The 15,684-nt window shown below is 72.8% G+C and carries 13 protein-coding genes; 2 read left to right on the plus strand and 11 right to left on the minus strand.

Translation table 11 applies throughout. The features are described from left to right. Nucleotides 1-111: 111 nt before the first annotated feature. Nucleotides 112-390 (minus strand): DUF3039 domain-containing protein, encoded by a 279-nt coding sequence (locus JS756_RS17525; protein WP_205384034.1) that lies wholly within the window; start codon nt 388-390, stop codon nt 112-114. A gap of 200 nt (nt 391-590) precedes the next feature. Next, nucleotides 591-1,163: a YqgE/AlgH family protein gene (locus JS756_RS17530; protein WP_205384035.1), complete on the minus strand. Its 573-nt coding sequence runs from the start codon at nt 1,161-1,163 to the stop codon at nt 591-593. Between the two features lie 250 nt (nt 1,164-1,413). Between JS756_RS17530 and murA the strand changes: the two genes are divergently transcribed. Then, entirely contained in the window at nt 1,414-2,754 is a 1,341-nt protein-coding gene (gene murA / locus JS756_RS17535) for a UDP-N-acetylglucosamine 1-carboxyvinyltransferase (RefSeq protein ID WP_205384036.1), read from the plus strand. A gap of 221 nt (nt 2,755-2,975) precedes the next feature. Here murA and JS756_RS17540 read toward each other — a convergent pair whose 3' ends face one another. The 6 genes from JS756_RS17540 to JS756_RS17565 form a co-directional block, all read right to left on the minus strand. Further along, the gene (locus JS756_RS17540) at nt 2,976-3,257 is read right to left on the minus strand and encodes an HU family DNA-binding protein (RefSeq protein WP_205384037.1); all 282 of its coding nucleotides are present in this window, start codon (nt 3,255-3,257) and stop codon (nt 2,976-2,978) included. 275 nt (nt 3,258-3,532) lie between these two features. Continuing rightward, nucleotides 3,533-4,978 (minus strand): NAD-dependent malic enzyme, encoded by a 1,446-nt coding sequence (locus JS756_RS17545; RefSeq protein WP_205384038.1) that lies wholly within the window; start codon nt 4,976-4,978, stop codon nt 3,533-3,535. 526 nt (nt 4,979-5,504) lie between these two features. Further along, complete coding sequence (locus tag JS756_RS17550; protein ID WP_205384039.1) at nt 5,505-7,823, minus strand: HelD family protein; 2,319 nt, start codon at nt 7,821-7,823, stop codon at nt 5,505-5,507. Nucleotides 7,824-8,164: 341 nt separating this feature from the next. Next, entirely contained in the window at nt 8,165-8,935 is a 771-nt protein-coding gene (locus JS756_RS17555; RefSeq protein ID WP_240203916.1) for an anti-sigma factor family protein, read from the minus strand. A 59-nt stretch (nt 8,936-8,994) separates the two neighbouring features. After that, entirely contained in the window at nt 8,995-9,576 is a 582-nt protein-coding gene (locus tag JS756_RS17560; protein WP_205384041.1) for a sigma-70 family RNA polymerase sigma factor, read from the minus strand. A 239-nt stretch (nt 9,577-9,815) separates the two neighbouring features. Further along, a complete protein-coding gene (locus JS756_RS17565) occupies nt 9,816-10,409 on the minus strand; it encodes a CGNR zinc finger domain-containing protein (RefSeq protein WP_205384042.1) in 594 nt (197 codons plus the stop codon). Between the two features lie 168 nt (nt 10,410-10,577). Here JS756_RS17565 and JS756_RS36840 point away from each other — a divergent pair, with 168 nt between their 5' ends. After that, complete coding sequence (locus tag JS756_RS36840; protein ID WP_307790729.1) at nt 10,578-11,279, plus strand: anthrone oxygenase family protein; 702 nt, start codon at nt 10,578-10,580, stop codon at nt 11,277-11,279. A 304-nt stretch (nt 11,280-11,583) separates the two neighbouring features. Here JS756_RS36840 and JS756_RS17575 read toward each other — a convergent pair whose 3' ends face one another. The 3 genes from JS756_RS17575 to JS756_RS37575 all read right to left on the minus strand — a co-directional run bounded on the left by JS756_RS17575 (nt 11,584) and on the right by JS756_RS37575 (nt 15,503). Continuing rightward, entirely contained in the window at nt 11,584-12,735 is a 1,152-nt protein-coding gene (locus tag JS756_RS17575; protein ID WP_205384044.1) for a uroporphyrinogen-III synthase, read from the minus strand. Nucleotides 12,736-12,854: 119 nt separating this feature from the next. Further along, on the minus strand, nt 12,855-14,240 hold the full coding sequence (locus JS756_RS17580) for a nitrate/nitrite transporter (protein WP_205384045.1): 1,386 nt from the start codon (nt 14,238-14,240) through the stop codon (nt 12,855-12,857). A 375-nt stretch (nt 14,241-14,615) separates the two neighbouring features. Further along, nucleotides 14,616-15,503: a hypothetical protein gene (locus JS756_RS37575; RefSeq protein ID WP_205384046.1), complete on the minus strand. Its 888-nt coding sequence runs from the start codon at nt 15,501-15,503 to the stop codon at nt 14,616-14,618. Nucleotides 15,504-15,684: the final 181 nt, after the last annotated feature.

The following is a 15,684-nucleotide window of genomic DNA, read 5'->3' on the forward strand; positions in this document are numbered from 1 at the left end:
CGTCGGTCCGGACTTCGCCGGCGGCGGCGAAGGGCACGCGAAAGCCCCGGGGGCGCGCCGCGCACATCCCGGGGGCCTTGCGGAATCGGGCTCAGGAGGCCGCCGGGCGGGCTACTTGTCCTTGCCCTGGTCGTCGCCGCCGCCGCTCATGGATTCGTAGATCTCCTTGCACATGGGGCACACGGGGTACTTCTTCGGGTCGCGGCCCGGCACCCACACCTTGCCGCACAGCGCCACGACGGGGGTGCCGTCGAGGGCGCTCGCCATGATCTTGTCCTTCTGGACGTAGTGGGCGAAGCGCTCGTGGTCACCGTCACCGTGGGAGACCTGCGGCGTCGGCTCTACGAGGGTCCCCGTACCAGTCCCGCGCTCGGGCTCGAGAGTGCTCATAACAGCCAGGGTAATCAACAGCCGGGAACCGCGGGCCCCGGCCGCGCAACGGCATCACCGGCTGTGACGGGTCCTTCGCGCCCGGCACCGGCCGGGCGGCGGGGCGAGCCGGCGCCGGGACGGCCCTCGCCGCGCACGGGCACGGAAGCCCGCCGCGCGGGCGGCTCCGCTCCGGTCGCGCACGGGCCCGGGGCCGGCCGTCAGTTGAGGGAGGCGTCGTCCGGATAGGTCGCCACCATCGCCAGCTCGCTGCGCTGGCGGCGCAGCACCGCGCGCCAGAGCCGCTCGGGGTCCGGCGAGGAGACGTCCCCGGGCTCGGACTCCACGACGTACCAGGCGCCCTCCACCAGCTCGTCCTCCAGCTGGCCGGGGCCCCAGCCGGCGTATCCGGCGAAGATCCGCAGCGAACCGAGGGCGGAGGCGAGCAACTCGGGCGGGGCCTCCAGGTCGACCAGGCCGATCGCGCCGTGCACCCGCCGCCAGCCCAGCGGGGCGCCGTCCGCGGCGGGGTCGCCGGGGACGACCGCCACGCCCAGTGCCGAGTCGAGCGAGACCGGGCCGCCCTGGAAGACGACACCGGGTTCCCCGGCGAGTTCCGCCCAGCCCTCCAGGATGTCGCCCACGTCCACCGGCGTCGGGCGGTTGAGGACGACGCCGAGGGACCCCTCCTCGTCGTGGTCGAGGAGCAGCACCACGGCACGCTCGAAGTTCGGGTCCGCCAGGGCGGGCGTGGCCACGAGCAGCCGCCCTGTGAGCGAGGACACCTCGGTCATGCCAGACATGATCCCGCATCTTGCCCGGGAGTGGGGAGGCAATCGGGCAAGGGGAGTGAAGGCAGCTCAGGGCGCACGGGTGCGGGGTGCGCGCACGCCCGCGTCGGTGACCGCCCGTGCCCGGCGGGGAACCGTTCGTGTTGTGACACAGCTATGACGTCCTGAGCCTGTCCGCGGGCTTACGGGAGGGGGGTCGGCGGCGATTACTCTGTCTGTTCTCCCCTGCCCGACTCATCGGAACGCGAGATACATGACCGTCAACGACGATGTCCTGCTTGTCCACGGCGGAACCCCGCTGGAGGGTGAGATCCGTGTCCGCGGCGCGAAGAACCTCGTGCCCAAGGCCATGGTCGCCGCCCTGCTGGGCAGTGAGCCGAGTCGACTGCGCAATGTTCCGGACATCCGCGACGTGAGAGTCGTACGCGGTCTGCTGCAGTTGCACGGGGTGACGGTCCGTCCGGGTGAGGAGCCGGGCGAGCTGGTGCTCGACCCGACGCACGTCGAGGGCGCCAACGTGGCCGACATCGATGCCCATGCGGGCTCCAGCCGGATCCCGATCCTGTTCTGCGGTCCGCTGCTGCACCGCCTCGGCCACGCGTTCATCCCGGGCCTGGGCGGCTGCGACATCGGCGGGCGGCCCATCGACTTCCACTTCGACGTGCTGCGGCAGTTCGGCGCGGTGATCGAGAAGCGCGACGACGGCCAGTACCTGGAGGCTCCCAAGGGCCTGCGCGGCACGAAGATCCGGCTGCCGTACCCGTCCGTGGGGGCGACCGAGCAGGTGCTGCTGGCGGCCGTGCTCGCGGAGGGCGTGACGGAGCTGTCCAACGCGGCCGTGGAGCCGGAGATCGAGGATCTCATCTGCGTCCTGCAGAAGATGGGCGCCATCATCGCGATGGACACCGACCGGACCATCCGCATCACGGGTGTGGAGAAGCTGGGCGGCTACACGCACCGCGCCCTGCCGGACCGGCTGGAGGCGGCCTCGTGGGCGTCCGCGGCGCTGGCCACCGAAGGCGACATCTACGTCCGCGGCGCGCAGCAGCGGTCGATGATGACGTTCCTGAACACCTACCGGAAGGTGGGCGGTGCCTTCGAGATAGACGACGAGGGCATCCGTTTCTGGCACCCGGGCGGCCAGTTGAAGTCCATCGCGCTGGAGACGGACGTGCACCCCGGTTTCCAGACCGACTGGCAGCAGCCGCTGGTGGTGGCCCTGACGCAGGCCACGGGCCTGTCCATCATCCACGAGACCGTGTACGAGTCCCGGCTCGGCTTCACCTCGGCGCTGAACCAGATGGGCGCCCACATCCAGCTCTACCGCGAGTGCCTGGGCGGCTCCGACTGCCGGTTCGGGCAGCGCAACTTCCTGCACTCCGCGGTCGTGTCGGGCCCCACCAAGCTGCTCGGCGCGGACCTGGTCATCCCGGACCTGCGCGGCGGTTTCTCGTACCTCATCGCCGCGCTGGCGGCCCAGGGCACCTCCCGCGTCCACGGCATCGAGCTGATCAACCGCGGCTACGAGAACTTCATGGAGAAGCTGGTGGAGCTGGGCGCCAAGGTGGAGCTGCCGGGCAAGGCTCTCGGCTGAGGCGTCCCCGCGGCGCGGCGTCGCGTACGGCGGAGCACGACCCGCGTGCCGCAGGTGCGCGGGTCGTGCGTCCACGCGGCCGGGTGCGTGCGGGCGTCACGGCCCGGTGGACGTCTCCGGTCGCGGCACCTGCGGGCAACGGCGATGGGGCGGCACCCGGTGAGGGTGGCCGCCCCATTGGCGTTTCGAGCCGTGCGTCGACGGGGGACGCACCGGCAGGCCTACTTGCCCTTCGCGGCTTCCTTCAGCTTGGAGCCCGCGGAGACCTTCACGCTGAAGCCGGCCGGGATCTGGATCGGCTCGCCGGTCTGCGGGTTGCGCGCGGTGCGAGCGGCACGGTGGGTGCGCTCGAAGGTGAGGAAGCCGGGGATGGTGACCTTCTCGTCCCCCTTGGAGACGATGTCGCCGACGACGTCGGCGAACGCGGCCAGCACGGCGTCGGCGTCCTTGCGGGTCACCTCGGCGCGGTCGGCCAGCGCGGCCACCAGCTCACTGCGGTTCATGTTGTTACTCCCGTGTTCTTCTTGCCGTTGAGGCGTGCCACGCGGCGGAGCCGCATGTGGGGCGCTGCACAGTCGACACATCGACATGCGCTCGTGCCCAGGGACGCATCCTGCCCCTACCTGCGGCGGGAACGCCAATCCGGCACCCGTGGGAGTCACGAAGAACACCCCAGGGGGTCACTCGAAAAGCGCCGTCGCCCGGCCGCCACCCTAGAGGGCTGTCGGAGGCAGGTGGTTCCACGACGCGCCGGGGCAGGGGGCAGTCGTGGCGATCCTCACAGCCCCTGCACAGCGTGCGGGCCGTGCTGCGCCGTGGCGCTCGCGGCCCTCGCCGCGTCCCGGACCGCACCGGCTACGGCTCCGGCGACCTTGTCGTTGAAGACGCTCGGAACGATGTAGTTCGGGTTGAGCTCGTCCTCGGTCACCACGTCCGCCAGCGCCTTGGCGGCGGCCAGCATCATGTCCGTGTCGACCGTGCGGGACTGGGCGTCCAGCAGGCCGCGGAACACACCCGGGAAGACCAGGACGTTGTTGATCTGGTTGGGGAAGTCGGAGCGGCCGGTGGCCACAACTGCCGCCGTCTGGCGGGCGATTGCCGGGTCGACCTCGGGATCGGGGTTCGCGAGCGCGAACACGATCGCGTCGTCGGCCATCGCGGCCACGTCGCTGCCGTCGAGGACGTTGGGCGCCGAGACGCCGACGAAGACGTCGGCGCCGCGGACCGCCTCCTTCAACGTGCCCGTGAGGTTCTCGGGGTTGGTGTTGTCGGCGATCCAGCGCAGCGCCGAACCGGCGGGAGCGTACACGAGGTCCTCGCGGCCGGCGTGCACGACGCCGTGGATGTCGGCGACGACGGCGTTCTTCACACCCGCGGCGAGGAGCAGCCTGAGGATGGCCGTACCGGCCGCGCCCGCGCCCGACATGACGACCCGCACGTCGCCGATCCCCTTGCCGACCACGCGGAGCGCGTTCGTCAGGGCGGCCAGCACCACGATGGCGGTGCCGTGCTGGTCGTCGTGGAAGACGGGGATGTCGAGGGCCTCGCGCAGCCGGGCCTCGATCTCGAAGCAGCGGGGTGCGGAGATGTCCTCCAGGTTGATGCCGGCGAATCCGGGGGCGATGGCCTTGACGATCTCGACGATGGCGTCGGCGTCCTGGGTGTCGAGGCAGATCGGCCAGGCGTCGATGCCGGCGAAGCGCTTGAACAGGGCCGCCTTGCCCTCCATGACCGGCAGCGCGGCCTTGGGGCCGATGTTGCCGAGGCCCAGCACGGCAGAGCCGTCCGTCACGACCGCAACGGAGTTGCGCTTGATGGTGAGGCGGCGGGCGTCCTCGGGGTTCTCGGCGATGGCCATGCAGACGCGGGCGACACCCGGCGTGTAGACCATGGAGAGGTCGTCACGGTTGCGGATGGGGTGCTTGGACTGCATCTCGATCTTGCCACCGAGGTGCATGAGGAACGTACGGTCGGAGACCTTGCCGAGGGTCACGCCCTCGATGCCGCGGAGCTTCTCGACGACCTCGTCGGCGTGCGCGGTGGAGGTCGCCGCGATGGTGACGTCGATCCGGAGCTTCTCGTGGCCGGACGCGGTGACGTCGAGGCCGGTGACCGAGCCTCCGGAGGACTCCACGGCGTTGGTGAGCTGCGAAACGGCGGTTCCGCTCGCGGGCACCTCCAGCCGGATCGTCATCGAGTAGGAGACGCTGGGCGCCGTTGCCATGGCCGACTTCCTCTGCTTTCACCGTGTCGCGGGTTGTGCCGTCCGATCGTCGCACCTACCGCCGAGTACGTGGTAGCCGCCCCGGATTGCGGACGTTTAGTTCACAGCCGCAGGTCTGGGCGCGAAGGGGATCAGGGTTCTTTTCGGAAAACTGCTTCCACCATACGAGAGACGTCGGGTGGTGGAAGGTGCCGGGGCAGCGAAAGAGGCCCACGTCACACGGACGTGGGCCTCTCGCACGCTCAATGGCACCGACCCGCCATGCTCGCCTCGCGGCAAGTGGTCGCTCGTAGCGACGAAGGTTGGGCCCGGGGGCTTGGATCGAGCCGGTGCCACGCCCAGGCTAACAAACGGATCGCGCGGGGCCATTCCCGCGGCGGAAGTTCGTTCCTGCGCCGGTCCCGGCCCGGCGACCGGCCCCCGCGCCGGGTCCGGACACCGCCCGGCCCCGCGGGGGCGGACGGCGCGCTGCCGTGCGGGAGCGGCCCGTCCCGGCCGGGCGCGACGGGCCCGGCCGGACACCCGGTCAGTCCCGCAGCAGGTCCGGCACCCCGTCGTCGTCCGGCTCGTCCCGCTCACCCGACACCACCGTCAGCTGCTGGGTGGCCCGGGTGAGGGCGACGTAGAGCACCCGCAGGCCGGCCGGGGACTCGTCGGCGATCTCGGCCGGGGAGACGACCACCGTCGCGTCGTACTCCAGCCCCTTCGCCTCCAGGCTGCCGAGCGCCACCACGCGGTCGCCGAGGCCGTCCAGCCACCGCCGGGCCTCCTCCCGGCGGTGCATGGCGACGACGACGCCGACGGTGCCGTCGACGAGGTGCAGCAGCCGCTCGGCCTCCGCCCGCACGGTCTTCTCCGGGGAGCCCTTCCCACCCGGGTCGCACTGTCCGTCGGTGCTCACGAAGCGCGGCTGCACCCCGGTCGAGCGGACCGCCGACGGGGCCCGGGAGCCCGGCATGGCCAGGGCGAGCACCTTCGCGGCCAGCTCGGCGATCTCCGCCGGGTTGCGGTAGTTCACCGTGAGCTCGAAGCGGCGGCGCGGGCGGGTGCCGAGGGCCTCGTCACGGGCCTCGGCCGCCTCGTCCGGGTCGGACCAGGAGGACTGGGCCGGGTCGCCGACGACCGTCCAGGTGGCGTGCCGGCCGCGGCGGCCGACCATGCGCCACTGCATCGGCGTGAGGTCCTGGGCCTCGTCGACGATGACGTGCGCGTACTCCACCCGCTCGGCCGCCAGCCGTTCGGCCCGCTCGCGCTGCGACTCCTCGCGCACCGGCATCAGCTCCTCCAGGCCGGTCAGCTGGTCCAGCGGGTCGAGTTCCCGCTTGCGGCGCGGGCGGGCCGGGACGCCGAGGACGGACTGGAGTTCGTCGAGCAGGGCGATGTCGTGCACCGAGTGGCCGTCGCGGCGCAGCGAGCGGGCGACCCTGCGGATGTCGCCGGGGCTGAGGATCCGGCGGGCCCAGCGGCCCAGGCGCCGGTCGTCGGCCATCGCGGCGAGCACGGTCTGCGGGGTCAGCTCCGGCCACCAGGCGTCCAGGAACTGCACGAACGCTTCCTCGCTCGTCACGTCCTCGTCGAAGGACGAGCGCAGCTCGGCGGCGAGTTCCGGATCGGTGTGCCGGGCGGCGCCGCCGGACTGCGCCCACAGGGCGTCCAGCAGCAGCCTGCGGGCGCGCGGGCGCAGCAGGTTCACCGGGGCCGTTCCGCCGAGCGCGGTGCGGCGGATGCGGTCCAGCTCCTCACCCTCCAGCTCCAGGCGGCGGCCGAAGGCGACCACCCGCAGCCGGGTCGGTGCCCTGTCGTGCTCCAGGGCGCCGCGGGCCGCCTTCCGCAGCACCTTCAGCATGCGGGAGGACCCCTTGGCCCGGGCGGTGGCCGGGGAGTCGTACAGGGTCGCCTCGGCGCCGTCGACGAGGGAGCCGATGGCACGGATGGCGACCTGCCCCTCCTCGCCGAGGGACGGCAGCACGCCCTCGGTGTACGCCACGAGGAGCGGGGTCGGGGAGACGATCAGGATGCCTCCCGCGTAGCGGCGCCGGTCCTGGTAGAGCAGGTAGGCGGCGCGGTGCAGCGCGACGGCCGTCTTTCCGGTGCCCGGCCCGCCCTCGACGTACGTCACGGAGGCGGCGGGGGCGCGGATCACCAGGTCCTGCTCGGCCTGGATGGAGGCGACGATGTCCTGCATGGTGTGACTGCGGGCCCGGCCGAGGGCCGCCATCAGGGCGCCGTCGCCGATGACCGGCAGCTCCCGGCCGTCCAGGGACGCCTTCAGCTCGGGGCGCATCAGGTCGTCCTCGACACCGAGGACGCGGCGCCCCTTGGAGCGGATGACCCGGCGCCGTACGACGCGGCCGGGATCGACCGGTGTGGAGCGGTAGAAGGGCGCGGCGGCGGGGGCCCGCCAGTCGATGACGAGCGGGGCGTACTCCTGGTCGAGAACGCCGATGCGGCCGATGTGCAGGGTCTCGGCGATGTCGGCGGTGTTGTCGGGGCGGACGGCCCCTTCGGCCGGCTCGACGGCGGTGTACGCGCCGTCGGGGCCCTTCTTGCCGTCCTTGCCGAGCAGGAGGTCGATCCGCCCGAACAGGAAGTCCTCGAACTCGTTGTTGAGCCGGCTGAGGTGGATGCCGGCCCGGAAGACCTGCGCGTCCCGCTCGGCGAGGGCGCCGGGCGTGCCGACCTGGCCGCGCTCGGCCGCGTCGTTCATCAGGAACTCGGCCTCGTGGATCTTCTCCTCGAGACGTCGGTACACCCGGTCGAGGTGTTCCTGTTCGACGTCGATCTCCCGGTCCCGAACCGAGTCGTGAACCGAGTCGACCGCAGATGTGTGAGCCTGAGCGGCCACCGGGCCCCCTTCTGACGTGCTGGGCAGCCGTCAACCGTACGCGAAGGGAGCCGCCGGAGGCGAGGGGCGTGCCCGGCGGGATCTGCCCGGGACGCGGGCCCGGCGTGCGCGCCGGTCAGCGCCGGCGCGGGTGGGCGGGAACCGCCGCGGTGGGGGGACCTCCACTCGCCGGTGCCGCTACCGCGTGGGATCTGTCCGGCCCGTCGCGACACGCGCGGCGGCTCCCCGCCCCGGAACGGCCGGAAGCAGCGGGTGCCGCCCGCCGGGAGACGTCCGGACGGCCCGCCGGGAGGATCGCGCGCGGGCGCCGCTCCCCGACGGGCACGGCGCCCGGGCCGCTCCTAGGAGTCGACCTCCACCAGCTTCTTGCCGTCGAAGGTCATGACCTCGAAGTGGTCGATCTCGTTCGGCTGGAAGGCCGCTCCGCCACCGATGTAGAGCGGATTCTTCGCCTGCTCCGACTTCGCGTTCGGGATGCCGTAGCCCCAGTTCGGGACGGACCACGAGGAGAGCGTCTCACGCTCGCCGTTCTTGCCCACGGCGATCAGGGAGCACTTCAGCGGGCCCTTGACGTTCTTCAGCTCCAGGACCGCCTGGGTGCCCCAGTCCTTCTTGGCCATGCCCACGGTCGCGGTGACGGCGGTCGCCGGGTCGGTGCCGGAGACCTTGTCGGACATCGTGGAGAACAGGCTCCGGGCGGGGCTGGGTGGCGACGCCGCCACGTCGGTGCCGGACTCCCCGCTGGAGGCCGCCACGGCGACCAGCGGACCTCCGGCGATCAGCGCGGCCGCGGCGGCGACCATGTAGAAGCTGCGGCGCCGCTTCCGCGCACGGCGCTCGGCGACCTCGTCGACGAGCTTCTCCACGAGCCGCGGACCGGGCCTGGCCGACAGCGACTCGCCGATCTGCGGCGTACCGGATCCCGGCAGGTCCGCCAGGGCGGCCAGCATCGGTTCCATCCCGGCCAGTTCGTCGAGCTGCTGCGCGCACCACTCGCAGGTCGCGAGGTGCGCCTCGAAAGCGGTTGCCTCGGCATCGTCGAGAAGCCCGAGCGCGTACGCGCCCACGGTCTCGTGCTCGTTCGGCACCGAAGATCCCTGCCTGGGGCTCATGGGGCCAGACATACCCGGACCACCCGCGCCGAATCCCTGCATTCCCCCGTACCCGCTCATCACGCCGTCACCCCCCGCTCCTCCAGTGCCAGCTTCATCGACCGCAGGGCGTAGAAGACCCTTGAGCGGACGGTGCCGCTGGGTATGCCCAGGGTCTGCGCCGCCTCGTTGACGGTACGCCCTTTGAAGTACGTCTCGACGAGCACCTCCCGGTGGGCCGGGGTCAGGTCGTCGAGCGCGTCCGACAGCGTCATCAGCCACAGCGCCTTGTCGATCTCGTCCTCCGCGGGGATGACCTCCAGCGGCGACGGATCGACCTCCTGCGGCCGGGCCTGCCGGCTGCGGTGGCCGTCGATGACGATGCGGCGCGCGACCGTCACCAGCCAGGGGCGTACCGAACCGGTCGCTCGATTGAGCTGACCGGCGTTCTTCCAGGCACGGATGAGCGTCTCCTGCACGACGTCCTCCGCGCGCTGCCGGTCTCCGGCAACAAGGCGCAGGACATACGCGAGCAGGGGTCCGGCGTGCTCTCGATACAGGGCACGCATCAGCTCCTCGTCAGGTTCCGAGGGCTGGGAAGCGCGATGTCGGGCCCTCGATCCACGTTCATTGGCCACGACAGAATCCTTGCGCACGCCCACCTCCGGTGTCCGGGGGTTCCCCCAGTCGGTCGCTCGACCACGGGTACGGACGCGGGCCGCGTGATGTTCAAAGCACCGCGAGAGTTTTCCTCGGCCCGACGTGACGAGGGGGACATGAGACCACATTCTCACCGCACGTTCTTTACATTTCCGTCACTGCGGAACGGGCCGGTCCGCCACTCCCTACGGGGGCGTAGGTGAAGGAGGTGTAACGCACATCACGTCCTCCGTCGGGCGTGTCAGGCCCGGGTGAGCGCCGCCCGGCGCCGGTGCCGGGCCACCCGCTCCCGGTTCCCGCACACCTCGCTGCTGCACCAGCGCCTCCTGCGCCCCCGGGATGTGTCCAGGTAGACGAGAGGGCAGTTGTCGCCCTCGCACTGCCGCAGGGCCGCCCGCGCGACGGGATCGGTGAGGAGTTCCACGGCGTCCCGCGCGACCGCCCCGAGCAGGGCCCCGCAGGCGGGCGGTGCGGCCAACTCCCGCACCAGCAGCCCGTCCTGCCCCGGCACCGCGCGGGGAGCCGGAGGCGCGGCCCGGGCGATCTCGTTGACGCGGGCCAGGGCACGGTCGTACGGCACGGCGCCGGGGGCCGGCCGGCCGCGCACCAACAGCCCCACGACCCCGCGCAGTTCGCGGAAGCCCGGCAGCCAGGACGGGTCGGCGTGCGCGAGCGAGGTGCCGGGTGGGACGAGCCGGGAGCCGGTGATCCAGGCCCGCAGCACCTCGACGGAGCCGAGCCGTTCCCCGGGATGCGTGGTCGCGAGGAGATCCAGGCAGATCCTTCCGGCGTCGAACCGGAACGCGTACGGGGCCGTGGCCGTACCCAGCGCCATGTGCCTGTCACCACCTAGGGTTGCCAGGGCTGTTCGGGATCGTCCCTCTACAGTGCCCCCTCGCCGTCGGCCCCGGAACCCCTCGTACCGTTCACGGCTGGACGCCCGCGCATGCGGGTGCGCGTCCGGACGATGTCCCCGGGGCGTCCGGTCGCGTCGACTGGACCCATGACGGACGATCGGACGACATCCGGGACGGGCACCGGCCCCTCCCCCACCGCGGCGGCGGTCCTCACCGCGGCCGTGATCACCAGCGCTCTGACCGCGGGCTCCTTCTTCGTCTTCGCGTGCGCCGTGATGCCGGCGCTGGCGCGGCGCGGGGACCGCGTCTACGTGGACGTCATGCGCGACATCAACGACGTGATCCAGAACCCGTTGTTCTTCGCGGCGTTCCTCGGCGCGCCGGTCCTGACGGCGCTGTCCGCCCGGCAGCTGCGCGACCGCCCCGGGGCCCGCGGCTGGGTGCGGGCGGCCCTGATCGCCCACGTTCTGGCCTTCCTGGTGACAGCGGCCGTGAACGTCCCGCTCAACGACGGGCTCGCCGGGACGGGCGACCCGGCGGTCCTGCGGGCACGGTTCGAGGACCGGTGGGTGTTGTGGAACGCGGTGCGGGCGGTGCTGTCGGCGGGCGCGGTGGGTTGCCTGGCCCGCGCGGCGATCCGCCTGACGGCGGACCGCCGGGACGAGGCGCGTCCGCCGGCTCCGGCCGTCCCGGGCGCGCGGGGGCCGCAGCGGGCGGCCCGCTCCGGGGAGCGCGGCACGCCCGGGCTCGGACGGGTGCAGGCACAGGCACAGGCTGCGCAGACCTCGTCCGGACTCCGGCCCCGGGACGAGGCCCCCGGACCGCCGGAGCCCGCCCCGGGCTGCTGACCGGCCGGGCCCGGATGCGGGGCCGGGCCGGGGCACCCGACCCGGCCGCGGCGCGGCCGCGGTCCCGGTCCCGGCGGGGCGTGCGGAACGGCCCCGGAAGGAGGCGGGGAACAGCCCTGGAAGAGCGCCCGAGTCCTGGCGAGTGCCGAGCCGTCGGAGGAACCGGCCCCCCAAGCGTGCGGGCGGCGGCGTGGGAGGGCCGCGGGGAAGGCCCCCGCGGGGTCACGGGCAGTGCGCCCCGGCCGTCCACCGCGCACCGCGGGCGGTCGACGGCACAGCGCGGCGCGCCGTCGGCGAGGTCGTTTCAGGCGTCCGCGTACTTGGCGTCCGCCGCCGGGTCGAGTGCCAGGCGGTATCCCCGCTTCACCACCGTCTGGATCAGCTTCGGCGCCCCCAGCGCCGTGCGCAGCCGCGCCATCGCCGTCTCCACGGCGTGCTCGTCCCGCCCGGCTCCGGGCAGTGCCCGCAGCAGGTCGGCGCGGGCGACCACCCAGCCCGGCCGCCGGGACAGCGCGCGCAGCAGGGACATCCCGGCAGGCGGCACCGGCTTCAGGTCGCCGTCGACCAGGACCGCGTGGCCCCGGATCTCCACCCGGTGCCCGGCGATCGGCAGCGCACGCGCCCGCCCCGGCAGCTCCTGGCACAGCAGCTGCACGAGCGGCCCGAGCCGGAACCGCTCGGGCTGCACGGTGTCCACGCCCCGCGCCTGGAGCGGCAGCGCGGTGACCGGGCCGACGCAGGCGGGCAGCACGTCGTGGTGGAGCGCGGCGAGCAGCTCGGGCAGCAGCCCGCGCTGCTCGGCACGGTCGAGCAGGGACGCCGCGGCCGGGGCGCTGGTGAAGGTGACCGCGTCCAGGCCGCGGGAGACGGCGGCGTCCAGCAGCCGGTCGACGGGTGAGAGGTCCTCCGGCGGCATCCACCGGTAGACGGGGACCCCCACCACCTGGGCCCCGCCCTCCCGCAGTGCCTCCACGAAGCCGGGCAGGGGCTCGCCGTGCAGTTGGACGGCGACGCGGCGGCCCTCGACCCCCTCCTCCAGCAGCCGGTCGAGCACCTCGGCCATGGACTCGCTCGACGGCGACCACTCCTCGGTGAGCCCGGCGGCCCGGATCGCGCCCTTCACCTTCGGGCCGCGGGCGAGCAGTTCGACGTGGCCCAACCGCGCCAGCAGGGGCTCCCCCAGCCCCCACCCCTCCGCGGCCTCGATCCATCCGCGGAAACCGATCGCCGTGGTGGCCACCACCACGTCCGGCGCCCGGTCGATCAGCTGCTCGGTCGCCGCCAGCAGCTCGCCGTCGTCCGCGAGCGGCACGATGCGCAGGGCTGGGGCGTGCAGGACGGCGGCGCCGCGGCGCTGGAGCAGTGCTCCCAGCTCCTCGGCCCGGCGTGCGGCCGTCACGCCCACGGTGAAGCCGGCGAGGGGCCCGTGTTCCGGTCGCTGTCGTTCGTCGTACATCGCTCTCGTCCCGCACTCGAGTCGTGTGCATTCGCCGGGCACGGCGTGCCCGGCATGCCGATCGAGCCTGTCAACGGTGCGTGACAGGCTCGGATCGGCTTCATGTCGCTGGTGTTACGTCACACCTCGGCGTAGCTGAGCTGCGGCTTCGTCTCTGCGGCGGCAGCGGACTCGACACCGGCCGCCGAGCGGCGAAGGTATACGGCCCAGGTGACCACGAAGCAGACGCCGTAGTAGACCAGGAAGGCGACGAAGGCCCCGGTCCCGCTGCCGACCGTCAGGAAGGACTGCCGCAGCGCCAGGTTGATGCCGAGGCCGCCGAGCGCGCCCACGGCCCCGATGAGGGACATGGCCGCCCCGGACAGCCGGCGTGCGTAGACGGCGGCCTCCTCGCCGGCCAGCCCCTTGGCACCGGCCTGGGCGCGGAAGATGCCGGGGATCATCTTGTAGGTGGAGCCGTTGCCGATGCCGGTGAGGACGAACAGCGCGATGAACGCTCCGATGAACAGCGGCAGCGACTTGTCGACCGACGCCACGACGACGGCACCGGCCGCGACGGCCATCAGGCCGAAGTTCCACAGGGTGACCTTCGCGCCGCCGATCCGGTCGGCGAGCTGGCCGCCCAGAGGTCGGATCAGCGAGCCGAGCAGCGGGCCGACGAAGGTGAGCGAGGCCGCCTGCAGGGGCGTGCGCCCGAACTGGTTCTGGAGCACCAGGCCGAAGGCGAAGCTGTAGCCGATGAACGAGCCGAAGGTGCCGATGTAGAGGAAGGACATGATCCAGGTGTGTCCTTCGCGCACGGCCTCCTTGGCGGCCCCGGTGTCGTTGCGCACCGGGCCGAGGTTGTCCATGTACCGGGCGCTGAGCACGGTCGCGAGGACGATCAGGGGCACGTAGACGGACAGCAGCACACGCGGGTGGCCGGCCCCGGCGACACCGATGACCAGCAGCGCCATGAGCTGGACCACGGCGACGCCGATGTTGCCGCCGCCGGCGTTCATGCCGAGGGCCCAGCCCTTGAGGCGCAGCGGGTAGAAGTTGTTGATGTTGGTCATGGAGGAGGCGAAGTTGGCTCCGCCGACGCCGGTGAGGACGGCGACCACCATGAAGGTGGAGTACGACGTCCCCGGTTCCATCACGACGAGGAGCGCCACGGTCGGCACGAGCAGCAGCCCCGCGCTGAAGATGGTCCAGTTCCGGCCGCCGAAGCGGGCGACCGCGAAACCGTAGGGGACCCGCATGACGCCGCCGACCAGCGAGGCCATGGCGACGAGGAAGAACTTGCCGGCGGGGTCGATCCCGTACTGGGGCCCCATGAACAGCGCGAGCACGGAGTACATGCTCCACACGGAGAAGCCGATGTGCTCGGAGATCACCGAGAACGTGAGGTTGCGGCGGGCGATCCGCTTCCCCCGGGTCTCCCAGAAGGTCTCGTCCTCGGGCTCCCACTGCTCGATCCAGTGGGACCCCTTGTGGGGTGCGCTGGTGGTACTCGGGGCTGTCATCTCAGGCCTCCACGGTGCTCCGGGCGTAACTGGGAGTGGCTGAGTCCCGACGGTAGGGAGACCGCGTTTCGGCGCTGTGGCCATGGGTGACCGGAAGGGAACGTTGCTCTCACTCGCGCCGCCGGCGGTCGGTGAGGCCGGCCGCGGCCCGTGCTCCCCGGCCGGCCCACACCGGGTCCGGGCCCTCGCGGACGGGAGCGCGGCGCCCGCGTCGCCTCCCGCCGGACACCGTGTCCGTCACCGGCGGCGCCGGCACACGGTCGCGCGTGCCGGCCCCGCTCCCTTCCCTTCCGTGGAGGAGGACGAGCCGGGACCCGCGGGTCCCTTCCCTTCCTCCTCGTCCGGGCTGAGCCCGGGGCCCCCGCGGCCCCGGGCTCAGCCCGACCACTCCATGGTCTCGGTGCCGCCCTTGTCCCAGGCGATCTTCACCGAGTCGCCGGTGCGGGTGACGGTGCCGGCGCGGTAGTCGTTCTCGTCCTCGCTGCGCACCGGCTTGACCGCGATGCGCAGCGACCCGTCGCTGTGCTCCCGGCCGAGGCCGAGGAGGATGGGGTGGTCGGCGTCGGGCGCGATGTAGGTGACGCCGCGGTCGCCCTTGTACTCGCCCTCGGTGTACTTCGTCATGACGGTGAGCGTCTTGCCGTCGGTGCTCTTCCACTGGCCCTGGAAGCCGGTCTCGGGCGCGGGACCGGCGGGCACGTCCACGTCGGTGGGTTCGTCCGTCGGCTCGTCGACGGGGTCCTCGGTGGGCTCCTCGACCGGGTCCTCGGTGGGCTCCTCGGTGACCGGGCTCTCCTCGGTGGTCGGTGCGGCGGAGGTGGACGTCCGGGACTGCGGCGGTGCGTCGTTCCCGCCCCGCATGGTGAGGTACACGCCGCCGGCGACGAGGACGACCGCTGCGAGGGCCCCGCCGGCGATCAGCGCCGTACGTTTCCTCCCGGGGGTGCCGCCGGTGGGAGGGGGCGGCGGGTAGCCGGCCGGTGCGCCGTACGGAGGCTGGCCGTACGCGGTCTGAGGGTAGGGAGTCTGGGGGTAGGGAGTCTGGGGGTAGGGAGTCTGCGTCCCGGGGGCGGGCGGGGTGCCGTAGGGAGACGCGCCGGGTATCGGCGCGGTCGGCGCGGAACCGGGCGGCGTCGCATACGGGTTGGGGGACTGCTGTCCCGCGCCCGGCTGCCCCTGGGGCGGCTGCGGCGCGTACGGTCCGGGGATGGGGCCCTGGCCCGGGTACGGCTGCTGCGGAGGCTGGGCCGGAGGATGGGTCACGGTGGGTGGTCTCCTTGTCGACTTCGTTGGAACGGGAGGCACTTCGCGCATCGTGCGCCTCGCCAGTCTTCACCATGCCCGCGGACGGCCACCGCTGTGTTTCCGCGCCCCCCACCCGGTCCGCACCCCGGGCACAGACCCGGACCGCCCCGGTCCGCCCGGCCCCGCACCGGCCGGGCCT

It is taken from the genome of Streptomyces actuosus (genome assembly GCF_016921115.1).
GTDB classification, from domain to species: domain Bacteria; phylum Actinomycetota; class Actinomycetes; order Streptomycetales; family Streptomycetaceae; genus Streptomyces; species Streptomyces actuosus_A.

What these genes read in the sequence shown, in the direction of transcription:
- JS756_RS17525 (WP_205384034.1), bottom strand. Translation starts at nt 390, where the DNA reads ATGAGCACTCTCGAGCCCGAGCGCGGGACTGGTACGGGGACCCTCGTA.
- JS756_RS17530 (WP_205384035.1), bottom strand. Translation starts at nt 1,163, where the DNA reads ATGACCGAGGTGTCCTCGCTCACAGGGCGGCTGCTCGTGGCCACGCCC.
- murA (WP_205384036.1), top strand. Translation starts at nt 1,414, where the DNA reads ATGACCGTCAACGACGATGTCCTGCTTGTCCACGGCGGAACCCCGCTG.
- JS756_RS17540 (WP_205384037.1), bottom strand. Translation starts at nt 3,257, where the DNA reads ATGAACCGCAGTGAGCTGGTGGCCGCGCTGGCCGACCGCGCCGAGGTG.
- JS756_RS17545 (WP_205384038.1), bottom strand. Translation starts at nt 4,978, where the DNA reads ATGGCAACGGCGCCCAGCGTCTCCTACTCGATGACGATCCGGCTGGAG.
- JS756_RS17555 (WP_240203916.1), bottom strand. Translation starts at nt 8,935, where the DNA reads ATGAGCCCCAGGCAGGGATCTTCGGTGCCGAACGAGCACGAGACCGTG.
- JS756_RS17565 (WP_205384042.1), bottom strand. Translation starts at nt 10,409, where the DNA reads ATGGCGCTGGGTACGGCCACGGCCCCGTACGCGTTCCGGTTCGACGCC.
- JS756_RS36840 (WP_307790729.1), top strand. Translation starts at nt 10,578, where the DNA reads ATGACGGACGATCGGACGACATCCGGGACGGGCACCGGCCCCTCCCCC.
- JS756_RS17575 (WP_205384044.1), bottom strand. Translation starts at nt 12,735, where the DNA reads ATGTACGACGAACGACAGCGACCGGAACACGGGCCCCTCGCCGGCTTC.
- JS756_RS17580 (WP_205384045.1), bottom strand. Translation starts at nt 14,240, where the DNA reads ATGACAGCCCCGAGTACCACCAGCGCACCCCACAAGGGGTCCCACTGG.